This window comes from Gottfriedia acidiceleris, assembly GCF_004138285.1.
GTDB classification, from domain to species: domain Bacteria; phylum Bacillota; class Bacilli; order Bacillales; family Bacillaceae_G; genus Gottfriedia; species Gottfriedia acidiceleris_A.
This window is the reverse complement of sequence record NZ_SCFN01000008.1, coordinates 148247-169989: the sequence shown is the minus strand read 5'-3', so window position 1 is coordinate 169989 and position 21743 is coordinate 148247. Positions and strand designations below refer to the sequence as shown.

The window sequence follows — 21743 nt, the reverse complement described above, 5'->3', positions numbered from 1 at the left end:
GCTCCATTTATACAGTTGCTTTATATTGGCTAAATACTTCGTTAATTTGTTGAATTGACCAGTCTAAATCTTCTTTTGAAATAATTAATGGTGGTGCAAAACGAATTACTGTATCATGTGTTTCTTTACATAATAAACCTTGTTTCTTTAATGCTTCACAATAAACACGTGCTGGTACATGAAGTTCTACACCAATAAATAATCCACGTCCTCTAACTTCTTTAATATGAGGATGATCGATTTCTTTTAATTTTTCCATAAAGTAGTTTCCAAGCTCATTTGAACGCTCAGCTAACTTCTCTTCTTCTAAAACTTCTAAAGCAGCTACAGAAACTGCACAAGCTAATGGATTTCCACCAAATGTAGATCCGTGAGAACCTGGCTCAAATACGCCTAAGATTGAACGATTTGCAGCAACACATGAAATTGGGAATACTCCGCCACCAAGTGCTTTACCTAAAATGTACATATCAGGAGTTACGCCATCCCAATCACATGCAAAAGTTTTACCAGTTCTGCATAAACCTGTTTGAATTTCATCTGCAATAAATAATACGTTTTCGTTTTTACAAACTTCAGCTACTTCAGGTAAGAATCCCTCTTTAGGGATATTAATACCAGCTTCACCTTGAATTGGTTCGATTAAGAATGCAGCAGTATTAGGCGTAATTGCAGCTTTTAATGCTTCAATATCACCATAAGGAATTAACTTAATTCCTGGTAAGAATGGTCCAAATCCACGTTGATAGTCTTTTTCTGATGATAAAGAAACTGCAGCCATCGTACGACCATGGAAGTTTCCAACACAAGCAATAATTTCTGCTTGGTTTTCTTCTACACCTTTAACATCATAAGCCCATCTTCTAGCAGCTTTAATAGCTGTCTCAACAGCTTCAGCACCAGTGTTCATAGGTAAAATCATATCTTTGTTAGTAACTTTTGCTACCTTTTCATACCACTCACCCATATTTTCACTATAGAAAGCACGAGAAGTTAATGTAACTTTGTCAGCTTGATCTTTTAAAGCTTGGATAATTTTAGGATGACGATGTCCTTGGTTTACAGAAGAATATGCGCTTAACATATCTAAATATCTGTTACCCTCAGGGTCTGTTACCCAAATACCTTCAGCTTTAGCGATTACTACTGGAAGTGGATGATAGTTATTTGCGCCATATTGATTTGTTTGGTCAATAATCTTTTGAGAATTAGTTGTCATTTGAGTTCCCCCAATATTGATTAATTTTTAGTTTCTTACTAAAAGAATAAGCAATTTCCGTGCCAAACATGTTAAATAAATTAAAATTCACAAAATGTACTTATTCTTAACGTTATTCACCCTTAAGCATGATACCGTTTTCAATTTACCGCAAAATATTTTTGCATTCAGGCGCAAAATTAATTAAAATATGCATAGAATATTTGCAGCAAAAAAACGATTAACAAAGAAAATTAGCACATTCAGAAAAAAACTGCCTTTTTATCTTACCAAAAATAGTTAGAAGTGCAAATTTTTTCTATTGTTATAATGAAAAGAGAGAATTATATGAAAAATGATAAGCAAAACTTTTTAGCTGTTGATGAATTATTACAATTAATATTAGAAGAAATAGATATCGGTATACATGTAGTTGATCAAGAAGCAAATACAATGGTGTATAACCGCAAAATGATGGAAATCGAAATGATGAATGAAGAGGATGTCTTACATAAAAATCTTTTAGATGTCTTCACGTTTCAAAAGAACCAATCGAGCACTTTACTTGAAGCCCTCCAAAAAGGTAAAGTACGAAAAAATATTAAACAATCTTATTTTAATAATAAAGGAAAAGAAGTTACGACAATCAATGATACTTACCCAATAATGAAAGAAAATAAAATTATCGGGGCTATTGAAATGGTTCACGACGTGACGGAATTAAAGCAATCAGTTCAGGAAGGTATTCTTCAAAATCGAAATACACGTTATACATTTGAACAATTAATCGGAACATCCGGTTCATTTAAAAGCATAATTGAAGATGCAAAAAGATCTGCCAAAACTTCATCATCCGTTTTAATTGTAGGAGAAACTGGAACAGGTAAAGAACTATTCGCTCAAAGTATTCATAATGCTAGTAAAAGAGCAACAAAGCCATTCATTTCTCAAAATTGCGCCGCACTTCCAGAATCCTTAATTGAAAGTATACTTTTTGGGACAAAAAAAGGCGCATTTACTGGAGCAATCGATAAGCCTGGATTGTTTGAAGAGGCAAATGGTGGAACATTATTATTAGATGAAATTAATTCACTTAGCCCTAACTTACAGGCTAAACTTTTAAGGGTAATTCAAGAACGCAAAGTTAGAAGAATTGGTGATATTAACGAAAAAGAATTAGATGTCCGAATTATCGCTACGATAAACGAAGACCCTATTGAAGCAATCGCGAATAATCATTTACGTAAAGACTTATATTACCGTCTAAGTGTCGTTTCATTATTTCTACCGCCACTACGTGAACGCTTCGAAGATATATTGTTGTTAGCAAACTTCTTTATTCAAAAATATAATCGTCTTTTCGGCCATCGGGTAACTAATTTAGATGAAAATGTAGCAAATTTCTTCCTGAATCATAACTGGCCAGGTAATATACGCGAACTTGAACATATGATCGAAGGTGCAATGAACTTAGTAGAAAATGAAACAACTATATCCGCAACGCATTTATCATCTAGGTTTTTTAATGAAAAAAGAAATACAAGTACTACTCCAATCGTTCAACAAAATAGAGATGTTACATTACATCAACCAGAATCAATAGATGACAAATCAAATTTAAAAAATACTTTAATGAACAAAGAAAAACAACATATTATAAATGTTTTAAATGATCATAACGGCAATATTACACAGGCTGCAAAAAAATTAGGCATCAGTAGACAAAATTTACAATATCGTATTCGTAAGTTTAATTTATTGAATGATTAAGTTTTAATAAATTGAAAGTATTGTATTAAATAATTCTAATTTTCTAATTCAGTTTAAAATATAATATGCCCAAACCTTCCACTTTTGTCCTGCATATTTTGATTATGTAAGACTCATAAGTAAAGGAGGTTTTTTATATGTCGAATGAACATGAGTATCGTCCGCATGGATTTGGTGGTGGCTTTGGACACGGTGGATTCGGAGGCTTTCATGGTGGATTCGGTGGATTTGGTAGACCAGGATTTGGATTCGGTAGACCTGGGTTTGGATTTGGATTCGGTCGTCCGTTCTTCCGTCCGTTTTTCCGTCCATTTTTCCCATTTTTCTTAGCTTCTTCATTATTTTGGCGCCCTTATTACTATCCTTATTATTGCCCGCCAGGATACTATTGTCCTCCCCCTTATTACTACTATTAATGGAAAAATAAAAAAATATAAAAAGAGAAGGCTCATAAACCTTCTCTTTTTTTATAGTGATATTGTTGAATAACTTCCTACAACTTCTACTGTAAATCCTAAAGCTTCTAATTCTTGCTTAACTCCAGGTAATAAAACATCATCATAACCCATTTCTACATCAATTATGAAAAAGTAATTTCCTAATCCAGTTTTCGTCGGGCGTGACTCAATTTTTGAGAGGTCAATTTGTCTCCATGCAAATGCAGAAAGCACTTGGTGAAGTGCACCTGCACGATTCTCCGGCATGTTAATAACTAAAGTCGCCTTAGTATGTTTAGGTTCAAAATAATTTGTTGCTAGTTTAGCTTCTTGTCTTTGCAAAACAATAAATCTCGTGTGATTATACGAATTAGAGTGAATATCTGAAGCAACAATTTCTAATCCATATTTCTTTGCAGCAAATTCGTTAGCGATAGCAGCTATACACTCATTAGATTGCTCACTAACAATTTTAGCTGCGGCACTTGTAGAAGTAACCGGTTCTAGCTTTGTATATTTATATTGATTATGCAAAAATGTATGGCACTGAGCTAACGCATGAGAATGAGAATAAATCACCTCAATATCCTTTACTCGATGTGCTTGTCCTTTTGCCATCAATAAATGCTGTCTTATCGGTATAATAATTTCACCAACCATTTTTAATGGCTGTTCATGTACAAGATAATCAATCGTTGTAGTCACAGATCCTTCAACCGAATTCTCTATTGGAACGACAACTAAATCAACTTCACCTTCTGCTACACTATCCATACAAACTGGAATGCTAGAATAAGCAATATGTTCATCATTCTTAAAAACAGACCGAACAGCAACATGTGTAAAAGTCGCCTCAGGACCTAAATACCCAACCTTCACGTTCCCACTCCTTTTAATTTTTAATTATACTAAAAAGAGTTAAGATTAAAAGTAAAATGTTTAATTTTTAGCAATTATCTTACAAATTTCGCAATTAACTGTTTTAAAGGCTACTTTGACGAATCTTTAACGTCGTAGGAACAATCACTTTTTTAGCTACTTTCCTACCTAAAAGTCTTTCCATTAATAAATCCACTGCAGATTCACCCATCAATTCAGTGTATACCTTCAAAGTACTTAAGCTAGGAAAAAGATATTTTGAAAACACAAAATCATTCATTCCGATTAAATTTACACGCTCTGGCACTGATATTTTTGCTTCATGAAGTGCTCTTAGGCATCCGACAGCCATCGTATCACAACCAATTAAAAATGCTGTTGGTAATTCCCCACCTTGTTCTCTAATTGCCTTGTTCATTAAATTAAACCCTGCCTCAGCTGTAAATTCACTTAAGTACAGATTCTCTTTTCGAAAGAGTCCCTTTTCCTCTAAATAATTTTTATATGTTTTCACTCGAGAATTATTTTTTTGACCTTGCTTCTTTTCATACTCGCGTCCACCAATATATCCGATTTTTTGATGTCCATGCGATATAAAATGATCTAAAACTTTTATAATAGCATTCTCATAATCTGTAACAACAGAATCATATATCTCTTCATCTGGTGAAAAATCAACAAAAACGATATTTTTTGATACTTTTTTCAATGAGCTAATTTGTTGATCATCAAACTTACCTAATGCAATCACACCAAGTATTTGCTCATCTAACATCCCCTTTTCATTTCCACGAAAAAAAGTAGAAATGTGAAGGGAATGTTGTTCACACTTACTTTCAATTCCAAAACGAATTAGCATATAAAAGAGATCACTTAATTCTTCTTTACCATTATCACCTTTAACAAGTGCGATTTTAGCGATATTCTTTTTTACTTTTGATTTTTTCCTATATGAAAGCTTTTCTGCTGTTTCAAAGATTCTTTGTTTTGTATCGTCACTTACTGATAGTGCAGGGTCATAATTAAGCACTCTTGATACAGTAGCAATCGATACCCCTGCTTTTTCGGCAATTTCTTTAATTGTAGTCATTACAACTCTCCTCGTAACCTTCCAAATCTGAATTGTTTTCGAAACTATTACTTTAATTTTAACAGTTGAAGGTTGTACGATTATTCATTAAATATGGAGAATTTTTTACATATTTTACTTTCTTTAAATTAAGATCGTATTATTAAGTTTTATTTACGCAAATTTGAAATATTATAATTTACAGGAGGAGAATTTAATTTTTCTGGAGTAATCTTAGCTGTTTTTATAATTGTTGAAAATTTTGATGTGGTTTCTCATTTCTATTCGTATAAAGTTTTTAACATTGTATCTGTTAACGCTTCAACTGATTTGGTTGAGGATAGCCCTACTTCATTTGGAAGATTACTGTAAATCAGTATATCCATCCCCCTATTAATACGATACCCTGCTTGTTTTAAATAACTTATCACTTTCTTTAAGTAGCTAGTCCAGTCATGCTTTATTTCATCACCTAAATCATTTAAAGAAATTTCAATGATTCCTAAATCTTCGAAGTTTAAGGATACTAATTTAATTAATCGCGTCTCTGTTCTAGACAAAATCACATAAATGCCAACTGATTGTGAAATATGTTGACCGTTTCCATCAAAATCTGTAATTTCTTCAATTTCGTCAGTATGACCTGATACAAAAAAAACGCGTAAATTAGAATGACTGTAATACTGATTGTATACTGATACTAAGTCTTTAACATTCATTTTCTAATCACTCCTATAACTAATTTTCCATGATGATCACCACCGGCTTCGATTAGATAGAAATAGATTAAAACCAAACATTTAATCATCTAACCCTGTATCTCCTCGCAAGCCTTATTTCAATTCTTACTGTTAGTAGATAACAATCTTACTAGCACTGATCACCATACTAGTTTTAAAAACTATTACTTTGGCAAAGGAACATAATAAAGAAAAAAAGAATTCTATTAAGAGTATCCTACTCCCATGGATATTATTGGTCAATAATTAATTCAATTAAAATTTACTAAAATGGAAGGATTTTTTACTTAGTTTTTTATTCTGTCACAATTAATGTTCAAATAAGGAAAATAACAAGATTCCCATTTAATTTAAAGCTTTTTTGATAGTAGTTCTATTAGATTATTAATAGTAATTTTTTTACAATTTTTTACTAATTTGATCGATTTTAGAATTATATCCGAATAACAAAAGTAATAAAATTCACTAAAATATTTTAACGTTTACAATTCATCTCCAATTTTATTTGCTTGTTGAAAGAAATAAGTTTATTACTTTCAGAAAATTTAATAAACTATATATATAGTCCAATTAGACTTAAAAGGATTAAGAAATGGGAGCCTTACAATTTATTAAAAGGGGGTCTTAATAATGTCAGGGTTTGGTGCAGGTTTTGATGCTTTTAAAATTATTGCTTTCGTATTTCCGATCATTTTCGTCTTCGTTTTTGCAGGTATATTTTTTGCACTAATAAAAGGATTAAAGCAATGGAATTATAATAATAAACAACCCAAATTAATTGTCCCAGCAAAAATAGTTACGAAAAGAATAGATTATATTCAGCGTGCTAATACGAACCAGTTTGCTCATTCCTCTACACATTATTATGTTACACTTGAGGTCGAATCTGGAGACAGAATTGAATTTCAAATTGATGGGTTCATTTATGGTCAATTAGTAGAAAATGATACGGGAAAACTAACTTTCCAAGGAACAAGATTCATAAACTTTGAGCGACAATAATTTCTTTTCGGGGTGGATTAATGAATGTTTTCATAAGTGGTGCCACGGGTTTTTTAGGAAAACATACTACTAAAAAATTAAGTGAAATAGGCTATTCCGTTATAGCCTTTGGAAGAAATGAGGAAGCAGCTAAATTTTTCAACAAGATGGAAAATGTCACCTTTGTCAAAGGAGATTTAAATGACTCTGTCTTATTAGAGAAGAATATAAAGAATGTAGACTATGTAATCCATTGTGCTGCACTTGCAGCACCTTTTGGACATTTTTCTGAATTTGAGAAAACAAATGTTGAAGGGACAAAGAATATTGTTAAAGCTTCACTTTCAACAGATTTAAAAAAGTTTATTAATATTTCGACGCCGAGTGTATACTTTACTAGTGAAAGTCGTAAAAATGTTAAAGAAAGTGATCCGCTGCCATCAAAACACTCTAATTACTACGCTAAAACAAAGCACATGGCAGATTTAATTATTGAAGATGCAATTGAAAAAGGACTACCGGCAATCTCACTAAGACCTAGACAAATTTTTGGTCCTTTCGATCATACGATTTTCGGAAGATTTATTCAGATCAATGAAAATGGAGGAATTCCATTAGTTCATAAAGGACAAGTTCTAATGGATTTTACTTATATCGATAATGTTGTCGATATGATCATAGCTTGTATGAATGCGGATGATGCCTTTAATGGTGAATACTACAATATTACAAATGATCAACCTATTTATTTAATTGACGTGCTTAAACAGCTCTTCTTAGCCTTAAATAAAGAGTTGAATACAAAAAATATCTCACCAAAACTACTGTCATTTATCGCGTTGAATTTGGAAATAATTGCGAGGATTACTAACAAACCACCTAAAGTTTCCAAGCATATTGCCAATTTCTTAAGCTATGACTATACACTAAATATTGAAAAAATCAAAAATGATTTAAACTATGAACCTAAAGTATCAATTAGTGAAGGAATTAAGCGTTATGCTGACTGGTACTTAAATACAAATGATCGAAAGTAAGCTAGTATAAAAACAAGCTAAAGTCACCTAAATTAATTGTATTTAGGCGATTTTAGCTTGTTTTTGATTGGTCTTATTTGTATCTAGTAAATTGATGTTGATTCTGGCTATTGTTTGGCTATAATAGTCTGTTTATTTGCAGTTTTGTCTTTTTTAATTGCAGTTTTAGTTTTATATTTGCACTTTTACGATTTTTCATTACAGTTCCGGGATTTTCACTTGCACTTCTACCACTTTTATTTGCAGCTTTACGCCCCCAGCTTTTCCTGTTCTACCCTACTTTTAAAATGCCAAAGCGCACCTATTAGATTCGAGTCATTTTCAAATGCACATCTTTCAACTGATATATCTAAAATTGCGTACTTCCCTCTCATAGCAGCTAAGGTTTCATTTATTCGTTTAATTAATTCATCACTTTCACTTATTGCTCCACCAATTAATATTTTCTCGGGATCAATAACATAAGCCAAATTAAAGATTCCTACTGCCAAGTATTTTACAAACCTATCGAATTCTTCTCTTACAACTTTGTCGCCTTTTTCAAGCAAATCGAATACCTCTTTACCGTTTAAACTCTCCAAACCTAGACCTTTTCGCTTTGAGACAGCTTGAACTAGGCTGGTTGTTGAAGCGAAATGACTCCATGAGTATCCTAATGTTTCTCCAGTTGGTTTTCCTAAAAGTTTTCTTATTGTTTTACTTATCAATTTTCTAACATCTTTTACAAGCGACTCCTCTGTGCACTCCTTCATAAGCATACTTCCAAATTCACCTGCATGTTCATTTTTACCTCTTCGCACTTTTTTATCTAGTACGACCACACCACCGATACCTGTGCCAATCACTATGCATATGAAATCGTTTATATCTTTCGCCGCGCCAATCCATCCTTCAGCAAGCCCAGCACAATTTGCGTCGTTTTCTAATTCTACTCTGTATCCGGTACTCTCAAATAATAATTGCTTTATATTCGGCCCATGTATATAAGGTACGGCGCTACTCCCTTGAATAATACCTGTCTCAATATTTACTGCTCCTGGTATACTTAATGCAATACCTTCCAACTTAACTTTATTTTCATAGTTTTTAACAATAGTAATCACTTCGCTAATAAAGTCGTGTAAACCATCCTTAGGTGTCGACACTGAGCCCTTTTCGACAATGCCCCCATCCTCTTTCATTAATGCAAACTTTATTGCAGATCCGCCTAAATCAATTGCAACATAATGCTTCATCATGCAAACTCCTCTTATATGCCAAATTACTCTAAAGCAATGTTAATAGCATTCTCAAACTATATTATCTTTATAAAAAAACCAGTAGAATCTATTTAATAGTTGTTTGTATTTCTTTAATATTTAAAGACCATAATCCACTATTTAGAATTGTATCTGCACCTATTATATTTAAGCGTTCTTTGAATAATGGTCCGTCAATTACAAACGTATGATATTCTCCGCTCTCGCCCATTAAACAGATTTCTTTGCTAATGAATAGTTCTTTTAAATCATTATTTAAGCTCTTTCCTACGATCGTAGAATCAAAAATATTTTCTCTTGCCCTACAAATAATTGCATCGTATCCAGTCGCTAGCCACTGGTCTAGTAAAATAGTGGTTTCACTTTTCTTAATCCACACGGGGAAAATCGGTTCAAGTCCCGCCTTGGTTGCAACTAGTTCATTCCATTGCCGATCTTCCTCAACATATAAAGTACCAAATGCAATCGCAGAAAGATCAAATTGCTCTTTTATTGTTTTTAGTCCATTAATCATTGACTCCTCGTATTTACCTGCTGAGTCAATCATGACAAGAGGAATTCCAATTGCATCTGCTTGCATTTGTAAGAATTTAAGCTGAGTCCCATGCGCATGATTCCTCTCATCCTTTTTCGAAACCATTGATACTAGACATGCCACTTCATATTTATTTTTAATTAGTAAATCTAATGCTAAACAACAATCCTTCCCACCACTCCAAGAAACTGCTACTTTACGATTGTTCACTTATATCATTCTCCTTAAAATTAAAGCGATAGAAATGAATAAATTTCTATCCATAGTTTATATCAAACAATTTTTTAGTTATTAATTTTTTAGTAAACTTTTAACGTATATCATACCTTTTATAGCATAATCAAACCACTGTTGATTCCCGTATGGAATTTCAACCCATTCTCTCATAGGTTTCCCACCCATTGGGTCAAAATTTTTTGCTCCGTTTATTAATAAAGCTGTTGCAACATCTTCTGGCTTTAGCTTTAAAACAATATTTGGGTCATTATAGAACACAAAAACTTTACCTTGTATTTTTAATCCTTTATGTCCAAAGATACTTCCTTTTGATGCTTCATAGTGATTGATTAGTTCAGTTCTTAAGCTTTCAAATCTTTCTATTGTACCTTCCATTTTCACCATTCCTTTTTTATCTGACGCTTTTTTTAATAAAAATAACTTATTAATTCCAATAACTTATTGATATTATTCAGTGTAATATCATCGTCTATACTAATAATGTAGACGCATCTAAAATCAAATTTTGGGGAGGTAATTACATGGCCATCAACTTCCACGATGCACAAAATAAAAAGACTTATACAACTAGAGAGGCTGATCAATCATGGATTCAGTTAATTAGGGATAACGTCGATTTATTTGAAAAAGACGCAGTTGATATCGGTTGTGGTGGAGGGATCTATTCGAAAGCTCTCGCTAAGTTAAAAGTAAACCACGTTACGGCGGTAGATTTTTCAGAGGAAATGCTTAAAGGTGCTGCTGAAAATTGTAAAGACTACAGTAACATTTCTTTTAGTAATGGAGATGCATATAATACTAAACTTCCATCTTCAAATTACGATGTAGTTTTGGAAAGAGCTTTAGTACATCATTTAGATAATTTAAATGCCTGTTTCGATGAGGCAAACCGTTTACTAAAAAAGAATGGAATATTAATTGTACAAGACCGGACGCCAGAAGATTGTTTACTTCCTGGAGACGATAGCCATATACGGGGTTATTTTTTTGAGCTATACCAAAAATTGAAAACGAAAGAAATATCTAGAAGATATGATACACAAGAAATGCGCTCAGCATTAGAGTCAGCCGGGTTTCATATAGAAAATAAAGTAAAACTTTGGGAAACAAGACGTATCTATACTAACCTAGAATCACTTCGGAGTGATTTATTACTCAGAACAGGCCGATCAATTCTTCATGAACTCACTGATGAAGAGCTAAATCAACTAGTAAAATTCATCGATAATAAGCTTCAGCATCAAAATTCTATTGTTGAAAAAGACTGTTGGACAGTTTGGTTTGCTAGAAAGAAATAATATTATGGACACTACTCACATTAATAGAAACGCTTAGTCTAAATTCTAAGCGTTTTTTCATTTCCCATTAAGGTCCAACTAGTAGTTGTAACCATCTTAAAAAAATACTTATTAATCAACTATCCATTCACTTTACTTTCTTTAGGCTCAACTTTTGGTAGTTTAATCGTTACTTTTGTTCCTTCATCAACGCTACTTTCGAAAGAGATTGTTCCGTTCATTGCTTCAATGATTCGAACAGAGACTGTTGTCCCTACGCCAGTTCCCTTTTCTTTAGTTGAATAGAAAAGTGTACCTATACGTGAAAGCTGTTCTTTAGTCATTCCTTTTCCATTATCTCTAATCGTAATGACTGTTTTATCTTTTTCTTCGTGTAGCTTCGTATGTACAAATCCCCCCGAGCTAGTTGCCTCAATTGCGTTTTTAATTAGGTTTATTAGTGCTTGTTTAAATTGATTTTTATCTGTATTTATAAATGTTTCGACCTCTGTATCGCCTTTTAATTTAACATTTTGCTTTAAAGCTAAAGGAACTAATAAGGTGACTACATCTGATACGCATTGTTTTAAATTGAACGTTTCTACTTTTTCAAATTGCGGCTTGGCAAAATTTAAATAATCATTAATGATTCCTTCTGCTCTACCTAATTCGCTTAATACTAGTGGCAAATATTCCATAGATTGTTTGTCTTTGCTTTCTTGCATTAATTGCAGGAAACCTTTAACTACTGTAAGCGGATTCCTAACTTCGTGTGCAATAGAAGCTGCCATTTCACTTAACGTATTAAGTTTCTCAGCTCGTTGGATTTCTTTATGTAGTATTTTGTTTTCAATTAGTGTTTCAATCAATTTTGCTCCTAAAGTAATTGCGATTAACTCTATTACAATAAAAATTAAAACTAACCCAAATAGTCTGTAATCGCTTTTAAAACTAATCTTATTTACGTATAAAAAAGTAAATAAGATTCCTAGTTGAACTAAAGCAGGCCATAAACTAATAAGAGCTGTTGCAAATATTCTCTGTTTAGGCTTAAATGTCCAAAACCATTTAAATAAAATTAAAGACCCTAGTGAGGATAAGGTAATACTGATCATACCAAATATGATAGCGTCTCCACCTAAAATGATCCTAGCTAATAAGATCGCTAAAAAAGTCACGATCCCCCAGCGATAGCCGCAATAAAGAAACGCAATAGTTAGTGGGATATATCTTAAATCCCAAAATAACCCATATGCTGGGTATGGAAAGGCCATGCAAAAAAAGCCTGCCACAGCCTGAAACATGCCAAAAAGATAAATTTTATCTTTATAGCCATGCCTTTCATAAATAATACTGTATATTAATATTGGACTTAATATGATTAAAACATGTAGCAAAAGTTTTTCGATTAACACGTTTTTATCCTCACTAGATTCGAAATTTTCGAAATATAATTAACATAAATATAATACGACAAATCTTCCAAAAATCCTTTATTTTACCCTATTAACTCCCACTATTTTTCATTTTCTGTCGATTAATATTTTTATCCTATTTTTCACTTTATAAGAAAGTGAATTAGGTGCGTTTATAAGTTTAAACATTTATACTAGAAGTACCTTACCACTATCGTATGAAAGGGATCACTATGAATAAAAGAATAGTATTAAATATTATTTTGGTTATGATTTTCTTTTTCTTAATTAATTTTTACATAGGTTTTAATGGATGGATCTATATTAATGCTTTGCTAAGTAAGTGGACGAATCCAACAATAAAAATAATCTATTGGATCGTATTTCTGTTTATAACTTTTGCGTACATTCTTTCAAGAGTTTTAAAGAGTAAGCTTCCTACATCATTCTTTAAACCGATCCATAAAATTGGAGCATACTGGTTAGCCATCTTTTATTATTTAATTTTCTTTGTCATCGTTGCTGATTTAGTTGGGCTGATTTTAAGAGAATTTACATCATTCAAAACACGTAGCATAACTGTGATACTTGGAACAATTGTCATATTATGTGTCACAAACCTTATCGCAAAAGGTAGAAAAAGTGCACTAGACACACAGATTGTTCATTATGACATCAATGTTGAAAAAACAAATGAAAAGTATAAAGAACTATCAATCGTATTAGTTTCGGATTTACATTTAAGCACATTAGTCACGAATAAAAGACTAGAGTTTCTTATTGAGAATATTAATAAGCTTGCCCCTGATTTAGTCTTAATTGCTGGAGATATTATAGATGAAGATATTACTCCTTTTGTTGAGGAAAATATGATCCAAACGTTAAAAAAGTTAAAGCCAAAGATTGGCACTTACGCGGTCCCTGGTAATCATGATTATTACGGTGGACATTTAGATTTACTTGCCCGGCATTTAAAGGATGCTGGTATTCATATTTTATTAGATGAGAAAGAACTAGTTGATGACAATTTCTATATCGTTGGTCGTAAAGACCTTGCAAGTAAAAAGCGCTTAGATTTACATGAACTACTTGAAGGAATCGATCATACAAAACCTATTATCTTACTTGATCATCAGCCCTATCATTTAGAAATTCCGACTCAATTAGGCGTAGATTTACAAGTGTCTGGCCATACACATCGCGGCCAGTTTATGCCAAATCACTTAATTACCCGTCGACTTTATGAAGTTGATTGGGGCTATTTACAAAAAGAACGCTCACACTTTGTCGTTTCATCAGGATTTGGAACTTGGGGACCTCCAATTAGAACAGGTAACCCTTCTGAGATTGTAACGATCACTGTTTCATTTTCTAATTAATTCAATCTGTTAAGAGACCAAAAAACATATTTTTGGTCTCTTTTATATTAATGTCATAATTTATATATAAATAATTTTCTGAAAAGTGTAAAATATTATTGAAAAGTTTCTTTTCAGAACGGAGATTGAAGCATGAAAAATACAGAGTACTATAACAAAAGGAGCCGTCGAATTTATATTTTTTTTATGGCTTCACTTACTTCTTTATTACTAGTAGGAATTACACTCTCTCCTTTAACTTTTAAGGATCATCCAATTGAACTTATTACTCAAGTTATCTTAATGTTCATTGTTATTTTTGCTTTATACAATTTTGTTAAAAGAGATAACACATTTTCAAAAGTATTATTTACAACAATATCTTCACTATATGTGTATATTAAATTTTGGACATACCCAGACACATCAACAATGTATAGTTTTGTAGCAATCATCCCAATCTTTACGATCTTTTTATATAATCGCATAGCATTTTATATCGGTTGGGCATTAAATATACTAATTGGACCTACTTTTGTATTACTAATCTCATTCACCAATCTAAAAGAAAAATATTCTTATATAGCGTTAGACCCTTTCGGCAATATATTAGAATTCCTATCGATTCAATTAATACTCTTATTTGTATTTTTACAAACAGAGACGAAGGTCATAGCTTTAGAAGCCAATCACAAGGAAATACAACAGGCGAAACAATTAAATTCGATTGGTCAACTAGCTGCAACGATTGCACATGAAATTCGTAATCCGATTACTGTCGTAAAAGGTTTTGCACAACTTTTTCAAAAAACAAAAACAATGAACTCAGACGAAAAATACTATGTCGATGCGATGCTAAAAGAATTAGAATACGCTCAGATTATTATTAATGATTATTTATCACTAGCAAAACCTCAAACAGAAACGATACAAGTCGTAGAAGTAAATAAAGAAATATTGAATGTAACTGATTTGCTTGCCTCGATGGCAAATAGCCAAAGCATCGGTTTCCATTTAAACTTAAATCAAATACTTTACACGAAAATAAATCCGATTGAATTTAAACAAGTTCTCGTTAACTTGATGAAAAATGCAATCGAATCAATGCATGATGCCGGTTTTATAACGATCAATCTCTTACAAGAAAATGAATATGCACTTATTGAAATCATAGACACAGGAATTGGAATGTCTCAAGAAACAATTGAAAAGCTGGGCACTCCCTTCTACTCACTAAAAGAAAGAGGCACAGGAATTGGGTTAACCGTATGCTTTAATATAATCGAAAAATTTAAAGGTAAAATTAAAGTAAGCAGTAAAGAAAACGAAGGATCAATATTCCGAATTTATTTACCGAATTGGCAATGTGAAAATGAATGAAGAAAAACCACAAATGAAGTGCACCCCAAATGTTAGACACAGTCTAACATTTGGAGGTGCATTTTTGACTAAACAGGTTCATGAGTAAGTAAAAATGCAAAAAGACGATAATTACTGATCATAACTGAAAAAAACAAAAAACTCACAAAAAAAGTGAGTTTTTTTGTTGTAATCATATTAAAAATCCTTTGCAGTTTCCTTAGCTTTTTGAATTGCTTGTTCTTTAATTTCTTGTGCTCGGTCAGGGAATTGATTTTGACCTTCAACAAAAATTCCATTAAAATCTTGAACACCTAAGAAGCTCATTATCACTCCAATATAGCGATGTCCCATTTCAAGACCTGCCGCTGGACCTTCTGAATAAACTCCACCACGTGCTTGGATATGCAAAGCTTTTTTATCACCTAATAATCCTTGAGGCCCATTAGAAGTATATTTGAAAGTTTTACCAGCAACGCAAATCGCATCAATATAGTTTTTCATAATTGGTGGGAATAAAAAGTTCCATAAAGGTGTTACAAAGACATATTTATCTGCTTCAGCAAATTGAGTTACAATCTCATTTAGTCTTCCTACTTTTGATTGCTCACCTGAAGAAAGTGTATCAAAAGATCCTCCAGATTGAAGTTTCCCCCAACCTGCAAACACTTCAGCATCAATATGAGGAATCGTTTCATTATAAAGGTCAATATGTACTACTTGGTCATTAGGATGTGCAGCCTTATAACTCTCGATAAATGCATCACCAACCGCCATACTGTATGAAGTAGACTTATCGTGAGGATGTGCAGTGATATACAATAGTGTTGTCAACGAATTTCCACCTTTCAATTTAAATGTCCAAACTATCTTTACTTTATTAAAAGCACGATATTATCATCTGTCATTTCTAACCAAACAATACAAATATTTATAAAAAAAAACCTTTACTCCAGTGGTAAAGGTTTCTGTGTATAGTCAAAGTCCGAAAACTTGATTTTAAGACTAAATTTTTATTTCGCTTTAAAAATTCCAAAAGGTTTCCCTACAGGTAAAAATTCTCTTCCAAAGTGACTATTTAAGACAGCTGCAGCTGATCCATAAAATGACATAATGGCTATTCCTAATTCACTATATGCTGCAAAAGTATGTGTAGCTTCTTCCATAAAGCCTAATGTACTTAATGATAATCCAATAAATAAACAATCAATTAATACAAAAATAATAAATAATACCTTATGAGTTTCCATTGCACCGATTGTCATAAAAATCGAAAAGATTAAATATCCTACAAAAGCAAAGCCAAGTTGTTTAACATCAGCTGCGTTCATTAATGCTTCTCCAAAAACACCTAATTGGATTAACCAAGTAGTACCAACAGCTAACCAAAAGAAAGCATATGCTCCAAATGCTGTTGCTCCAAATACATTATTATGTTTAAAATCCTGGATACTCGCAAATAATTGTGCAATAGCACCTAAAAAAATCGCCCAAGGTAATACTAATGAAACACCATCAGTAATTCCTAATTTTTGTGTTGAGGCAACAAGAGTTACCATTGCTAAACCGAATAAACCAATTGCAGATGGATCTGCAGTAGTTATTTTAATTTGTTGTACGTCTTTCATTGATGTAAATCCTCCTAAAATTTTAAACAGACCAAACTATACTACTATAAAATTTTGAGGATTAATATAACTTTTTTTCGGATTTAAATAAGAAAGCACTTTCTTTTAAAAAGAAAGCGCTTTTTACCAAAAATTACTTTTTATGTCGTTTTGCATAACCGCATCTTTTGCATAATTCTTCCACTGCACATCGTCTTGAGAAGCCATCATAAATTGCTCTTGCACGTTCAGAATTTAAAATATCCTCTAATGATGTCTCATAGATATTTCCTAATGGAATCTTCCCTTCGCTATCTAAACAACATGGTACAACCGTTCCATCTACTAATACTCCGATTTGATCTCTTAAACCATAGCAGAATACATTTTCATCGATGATATCATTACCCATGTCTGGCCATTGGAATTTTTCAGCCATATTTAAATAAATTTTATCGCGCAGTTTAATATTATGTGTTTCCTGAAGTCTCTCACTTAAAGAAAAATCTAATTTTAGTTTTTCCTCAAGTAAATTTAATATATCAATATTCAATGAGTTACTTGCTCTTAGCTCTTCACTATCCATATTCCAAAGCCTAATTGCACAAATCATATCACTTTTTTCATTCGCTTCATTAATGAAGTTCGTAATATTTTCAACGTAATCGTGCAAATCCTTCGTTAAATCATTCGCCTCAAAACTATGAAGTGAAAAATTGATTTGTCTTAAACCTTTGGATTCAATTAATAAATCCTTTACTTTATTAATTAACGTACCATTCGTTGTAATATTAACCTTCAAACCATTTTCATGACTAATATCCAAAAATCTACCGAGCTTTGTATTTAAAAATGGCTCACCCATCAAATGAAAATAAATATGATCCGTATAAGGTTTAACCGAATTTACAACATGAGTAAATGCTTTCTCGTCCAAAAACTTCAACGGTCTCTCAAGCGTTGGGCTTGGACAAAAATTACACTTCAAATTACATATATTCGTAATTTCTATATAAACTTTCTTAAATTTTCTCATTCTACTCTCCTACTTTACATTATCTATATCCATATTTTTCGCTCTAAAAAAACTATAATCCTATCATACAATAATTTTTAAGATATTAATATTTCAACACTCTGTTCAATTTTTACCAACCGAACAGAATTGTAATCATTCTAAAACTTCATGAAATTGTTTAAATTTTATAATTACAACCACAGTTTGATTATAATTATTTTATTATAATCAAACTAGGCAATTGAATAGCATAGGGGAATTGGTTTTATCTTCTTTTCTACGCATTTTTGTAGAAAGGTGGTGATGCCAATGCAAACTCTTGAAATACTTACTCTAATCTTCATCGCAATGACCTTTGTCGTTGCATTGATTCAATTAGTAGTTAGTATTATCAACGCAACAAAAAAGAAATAGCCCCTATGCTTTGACCTGGCATGGGCTACTTCTTATGATATAACTAGATAAAACCATCTCAGCTTATTCAATTACCTAGAACGAGTGTTACAGCACTCGTTCTTTTTTATATAATTATTATATCATATGATTCTTTAGTTATACTTTGAACGCATGAATTTTTTGTTAAATATAAAGAAATTATCGTCGCAATGACCTTTGTCGTTGCATTGATTCAATTAGTAGTTAGTATTATTAACGCAACAAAAAAGAAATAGCCCCTATGCTTTTGCTCGGTATGGGCTACTTCTTAGAAAAAATACATTGATAAAACCATCTCGGCTTATTTTGTTGTCAAGAACGAGTGTTATCCCGCTCATTCTTAATTATTATTTATCATATTTTTTAATCGAAATTTATGAAGTATATATTATTTTTGTGGATTGATAATATTTGACAATCCCAATCAGTTTTATCAGCATTCAATCGACAATTTTCCATATTTCCCGAGAAATTTCCAACCCAAGTTTTGACAAAATCAAAGTTTTTTTAAATAAAATTTGTTGACAGTTGTTTGTAATCTGTAATATTATTTGTTCATCGCAAAACAAACTAGTTTGATTTTATAAAAACTGCAGTATTGAACATATTTGAAAATTTAATTTTAAAAGCATTGATGAGAAATAGTAGAAGTATTAAGTTCTTAAACAGAGAGTTCCCGGTTGGTGCGAGGGGCGTAAGACAATATTTTGAACACATCTCTGAGCTGAGCACCGAACCCTTTTTGGTAGTAGACTGTTTCCGGATTCCCTGCACCCGTTATCGTGCTAGAGTATAGCTTAATTGCTGCACTTGAAGAGGTTGGTATCGTGAGGTATCAATAAAATAGAGGTGGAACCACGTGAGTAATACTCCCGTCCTCTAGCTATTTCATATAGCTAGAGGTCGGGAGTTTTTTGTTTTTCAAGAATATTTTAAGGGAGAGAGTAAAATGAATAAAAAATTAATGTCAGCAATTATCATTTGTGTGATTTCAATATTAGTTGTAACTGGTTGTGGAAAAGAAAAACGAAATGCAAACGAAGTAGTCGTTGGATTAGATGATACTTTTGTACCAATGGGTTTTAAAGATGATAAAGGTAAAGTTGTAGGTTTTGATATCGATTTAGCAAAAGAAGTATTTAAACGTGAAAATATGAAAGTAACTTTCCAACCAATTGATTGGTCAATGAAAGAGACTGAATTAAAATCTGGAAATATCGATGCAATTTGGAACGGCTATTCAATTACAGATGAGCGTAAGAAAAAAGTAAATTTCTCAGATGCCTATTTAAAAAATAGACAAGTTATTATCACGCTAGCAAATTCAAATATAAAAACAAAAGCAGATTTAAAAGGTAAAAATGTTGGGATTCAAGAAGGATCAAGTTCTTTAGATGCAGTTAATAAAGATAAAAACTTAGTAAAATCGTTTAACGGTAGTAAACCTGTACTATATGAAAATAACAACCAAGCTTTAATGGACTTAGAATCAAAACGTGTTGATGTGGTTGTAGCGGATGAAACATTAGCTAGATATTACATGAATAAAAGAGGCCAAAACAAATACAAAATTTTAGAAGATAACTTTGGTGAAGAAGAGTATGGAATTGGCGTTAGAAAAGATGATGCTGAATTGCTTAAAAAAATTAACAAACAAATTGGTGCTATGAAAAAAGATGGCACTTACGACAAAATTTATAAAAAATGGTTCGGAACATTGAAATAAAAAGGAGCTTACGATCATGGAACAAATTACATCTTTATTACCTTCCATGCTTGATGGATTAAAAGTAACGCTAGAGGTTTTCTTAATAACTCTAGCGTTAGCAATTCCACTTGGAATCATCATTGCACTTGGAAGACTTTCGAATATTACAGCAATCAAATCAATTATTAGTTCTTATATTTTATTAATGCGTGGTACACCTCTACTTTTACAATTAATCTTTATCTTTTTTGGTTTACCATTAGTCGGAATTGTCTTTGACCGTTTTACAACAGTTATTATCGCATTTGTACTTAATTACGCAGCTTATTTTGGAGAAATATTCAGAGCTGGTATTCAATCTGTTGATAAAGGTCAATATGAAGCAGCAGAGGTTTTAGGCTTGAGTCGCAGTCAAACTTTTAAAAGAATTATTCTGCCTCAAATGACTAAAAAAGTATTACCTCCTGTTTCAAACGAAGTAATTACTCTAGTAAAAGATTCAGCTCTTGTATATGTTGTTGGACTTGATGATATGCTTCGAGTGGCTAAAATCGCATCTAATACTAGCGCATCATTACTGCCTCTTGTTTTCGTTGGTATTATTTATCTACTACTAACAGCAATATTAACGAATTTATTTAAACGATTAGAAAATCGTTATTCATATTATAAATAAGGAGAGACTAAAAATGTTAAAAGTGAATAACTTAACAAAACAGTTTAATAAACAAACCGTATTAAATGAAGTCTCTTTTGAAGTTAATAAAGGAGAAATCGTTACTCTATTAGGACAATCAGGAGCAGGTAAAACGACTATACTTCGTTGTATTAATGGTTTAGAAAGCTTTGATGGCGGATCAATTGAAATAGATGGCCAAATAATAAAATCTAAAAAAGATCTTTTAAAAGTAAGAAAAAACGTTGGACTCGTTTTTCAAAACTATAATTTATTCCCACACAAAACAGTAATTGAAAATATTATTGAAGCCCCTATCCTTGTACTAGGTATGAATAAAGAAGAAGCTACAAAAAGAGCAATGGATTTATTAGAACAAGTTGGTCTAAGTGATAAAGCAAATTCATTACCAAACGAGTTATCAGGCGGACAACAGCAACGTGTAGCTATCGCTAGAGCGTGTGCACTACAACCAAAAATTCTTTGCTTTGATGAACCTACTTCAGCCCTAGATCCTGAACTAACGAATGGAATTGCTGAGATTATGAAAAAATTAGCAAAAGACGGGATGAGCATTCTTGTCATTACTCACGACATGGAATTCGCAAGTAATGTTTCGACCCGTACGCTACTTGTAAAAGAAGGAAAGGTTTTAGAAAGTGCATAAATATAGCGGAAACTAGGATATATTTTTAAATATCTGCTTAGATTTACTCTTTTTTCTATAAAACTAAATAATATGAACGTA

Annotated in this window: 21 protein-coding genes and 1 other annotated feature; of the genes, 10 read left to right on the top strand and 11 right to left on the bottom strand. The window is 32.1% G+C overall.

The window, feature by feature from the left end; genetic code table 11:
- Positions 1–7: 7 nt before the first annotated feature.
- Positions 8–1219 carry an ornithine--oxo-acid transaminase gene (locus EP747_RS14285; RefSeq protein WP_129690802.1) on the bottom strand — a complete coding sequence of 404 codons (1212 nt, stop codon included), beginning with the start codon at positions 1217–1219 and terminating at the stop codon, positions 8–10.
- Positions 1220–1546: 327 nt separating this feature from the next.
- On the opposite strand from EP747_RS14285, the gene EP747_RS14280 reads away from it, so the two are divergent.
- Together EP747_RS14280 and EP747_RS14275 are read left to right on the top strand one after the other, a co-directional pair.
- A complete protein-coding gene (locus EP747_RS14280; RefSeq protein ID WP_129690801.1) occupies positions 1547–2968 on the top strand; it encodes a sigma-54 interaction domain-containing protein in 1422 nt (473 codons plus the stop codon).
- 137 nt (positions 2969–3105) lie between these two features.
- Complete coding sequence (locus tag EP747_RS14275) at positions 3106–3384, top strand: hypothetical protein (RefSeq protein ID WP_129690800.1); 279 nt, start codon at positions 3106–3108, stop codon at positions 3382–3384.
- 51 nt (positions 3385–3435) lie between these two features.
- On the opposite strand, the gene pheA is transcribed toward EP747_RS14275, so the two are convergent.
- The 3 genes from pheA to EP747_RS14260 form a co-directional block, all read right to left on the bottom strand.
- Positions 3436–4284 carry a prephenate dehydratase gene (pheA, locus tag EP747_RS14270; protein WP_129690799.1) on the bottom strand — a complete coding sequence of 283 codons (849 nt, stop codon included), beginning with the start codon at positions 4282–4284 and terminating at the stop codon, positions 3436–3438.
- Positions 4285–4387: 103 nt separating this feature from the next.
- Positions 4388–5374 carry a LacI family DNA-binding transcriptional regulator gene (locus tag EP747_RS14265; protein WP_129690798.1) on the bottom strand — a complete coding sequence of 329 codons (987 nt, stop codon included), beginning with the start codon at positions 5372–5374 and terminating at the stop codon, positions 4388–4390.
- A gap of 260 nt (positions 5375–5634) precedes the next feature.
- Entirely contained in the window at positions 5635–6072 is a 438-nt protein-coding gene (locus EP747_RS14260; RefSeq protein ID WP_129690797.1) for a hypothetical protein, read from the bottom strand.
- Positions 6073–6723: 651 nt separating this feature from the next.
- Here EP747_RS14260 and EP747_RS14255 point away from each other — a divergent pair.
- Both EP747_RS14255 and EP747_RS14250 read left to right on the top strand, forming a co-directional pair.
- A complete protein-coding gene (locus EP747_RS14255; RefSeq protein WP_129690796.1) occupies positions 6724–7095 on the top strand; it encodes a DUF2500 domain-containing protein in 372 nt (123 codons plus the stop codon).
- Between the two features lie 20 nt (positions 7096–7115).
- Entirely contained in the window at positions 7116–8111 is a 996-nt protein-coding gene (locus EP747_RS14250) for an NAD-dependent epimerase/dehydratase family protein (protein WP_129690795.1), read from the top strand.
- A 248-nt stretch (positions 8112–8359) separates the two neighbouring features.
- Here EP747_RS14250 and EP747_RS14245 read toward each other — a convergent pair whose 3' ends face one another.
- From EP747_RS14245 to EP747_RS14235, 3 genes are all read right to left on the bottom strand, one after another.
- Positions 8360–9349, bottom strand: a complete 990-nt coding sequence (locus EP747_RS14245; protein ID WP_235832884.1) for an ROK family protein — start codon at positions 9347–9349, stop codon at positions 8360–8362.
- Between the two features lie 88 nt (positions 9350–9437).
- Complete coding sequence (locus EP747_RS14240; protein WP_129690794.1) at positions 9438–10115, bottom strand: diphthine--ammonia ligase; 678 nt, start codon at positions 10113–10115, stop codon at positions 9438–9440.
- An 81-nt stretch (positions 10116–10196) separates the two neighbouring features.
- A complete protein-coding gene (locus tag EP747_RS14235) occupies positions 10197–10517 on the bottom strand; it encodes a hypothetical protein (protein WP_129690793.1) in 321 nt (106 codons plus the stop codon).
- A gap of 146 nt (positions 10518–10663) precedes the next feature.
- Here EP747_RS14235 and EP747_RS14230 point away from each other — a divergent pair, with 146 nt between their 5' ends.
- On the top strand, positions 10664–11440 hold the full coding sequence (locus EP747_RS14230; protein WP_235832883.1) for a class I SAM-dependent methyltransferase: 777 nt from the start codon (positions 10664–10666) through the stop codon (positions 11438–11440).
- 119 nt (positions 11441–11559) lie between these two features.
- On the opposite strand, the gene EP747_RS14225 is transcribed toward EP747_RS14230, so the two are convergent.
- The gene (locus EP747_RS14225) at positions 11560–12834 is read right to left on the bottom strand and encodes an ATP-binding protein (protein ID WP_129690791.1); all 1275 of its coding nucleotides are present in this window, start codon (positions 12832–12834) and stop codon (positions 11560–11562) included.
- A 233-nt stretch (positions 12835–13067) separates the two neighbouring features.
- Between EP747_RS14225 and EP747_RS14220 the strand changes: the two genes are divergently transcribed.
- Positions 13068–14213 carry a metallophosphoesterase gene (locus EP747_RS14220; protein ID WP_165347057.1) on the top strand — a complete coding sequence of 382 codons (1146 nt, stop codon included), beginning with the start codon at positions 13068–13070 and terminating at the stop codon, positions 14211–14213.
- A gap of 132 nt (positions 14214–14345) precedes the next feature.
- A complete protein-coding gene (locus EP747_RS14215) occupies positions 14346–15572 on the top strand; it encodes a sensor histidine kinase (protein ID WP_129690789.1) in 1227 nt (408 codons plus the stop codon).
- Positions 15573–15749: 177 nt separating this feature from the next.
- On the opposite strand, the gene EP747_RS14210 is transcribed toward EP747_RS14215, so the two are convergent.
- From EP747_RS14210 to EP747_RS14200, 3 genes are all read right to left on the bottom strand, one after another.
- The gene (locus EP747_RS14210; RefSeq protein WP_129690788.1) at positions 15750–16385 is read right to left on the bottom strand and encodes an FMN-dependent NADH-azoreductase; all 636 of its coding nucleotides are present in this window, start codon (positions 16383–16385) and stop codon (positions 15750–15752) included.
- Between the two features lie 179 nt (positions 16386–16564).
- Positions 16565–17179, bottom strand: a complete 615-nt coding sequence (locus tag EP747_RS14205) for an acetate uptake transporter (protein ID WP_098231563.1) — start codon at positions 17177–17179, stop codon at positions 16565–16567.
- 133 nt (positions 17180–17312) lie between these two features.
- Positions 17313–18194: a radical SAM/SPASM domain-containing protein gene (locus EP747_RS14200; protein ID WP_129690787.1), complete on the bottom strand. Its 882-nt coding sequence runs from the start codon at positions 18192–18194 to the stop codon at positions 17313–17315.
- 1039 nt (positions 18195–19233) lie between these two features.
- Positions 19234–19494: a binding site (T-box leader), on the top strand.
- A gap of 66 nt (positions 19495–19560) precedes the next feature.
- On the opposite strand from EP747_RS14200, the gene EP747_RS14195 reads away from it, so the two are divergent.
- Genes EP747_RS14195 through EP747_RS14185 form a run of 3 tightly spaced genes read left to right on the top strand, consistent with a single transcriptional unit; the run spans position 19561 to position 21662 of the window.
- On the top strand, positions 19561–20337 hold the full coding sequence (locus tag EP747_RS14195) for an amino acid ABC transporter substrate-binding protein (RefSeq protein ID WP_129690786.1): 777 nt from the start codon (positions 19561–19563) through the stop codon (positions 20335–20337).
- Positions 20338–20353: 16 nt separating this feature from the next.
- Positions 20354–20995, top strand: coding sequence for an amino acid ABC transporter permease (locus EP747_RS14190; protein WP_129690785.1), 642 nt, complete (start codon positions 20354–20356; stop codon positions 20993–20995).
- 13 nt (positions 20996–21008) lie between these two features.
- A complete protein-coding gene (locus EP747_RS14185; RefSeq protein ID WP_129690784.1) occupies positions 21009–21662 on the top strand; it encodes an amino acid ABC transporter ATP-binding protein in 654 nt (217 codons plus the stop codon).
- Positions 21663–21743 lie beyond the last annotated feature (81 nt).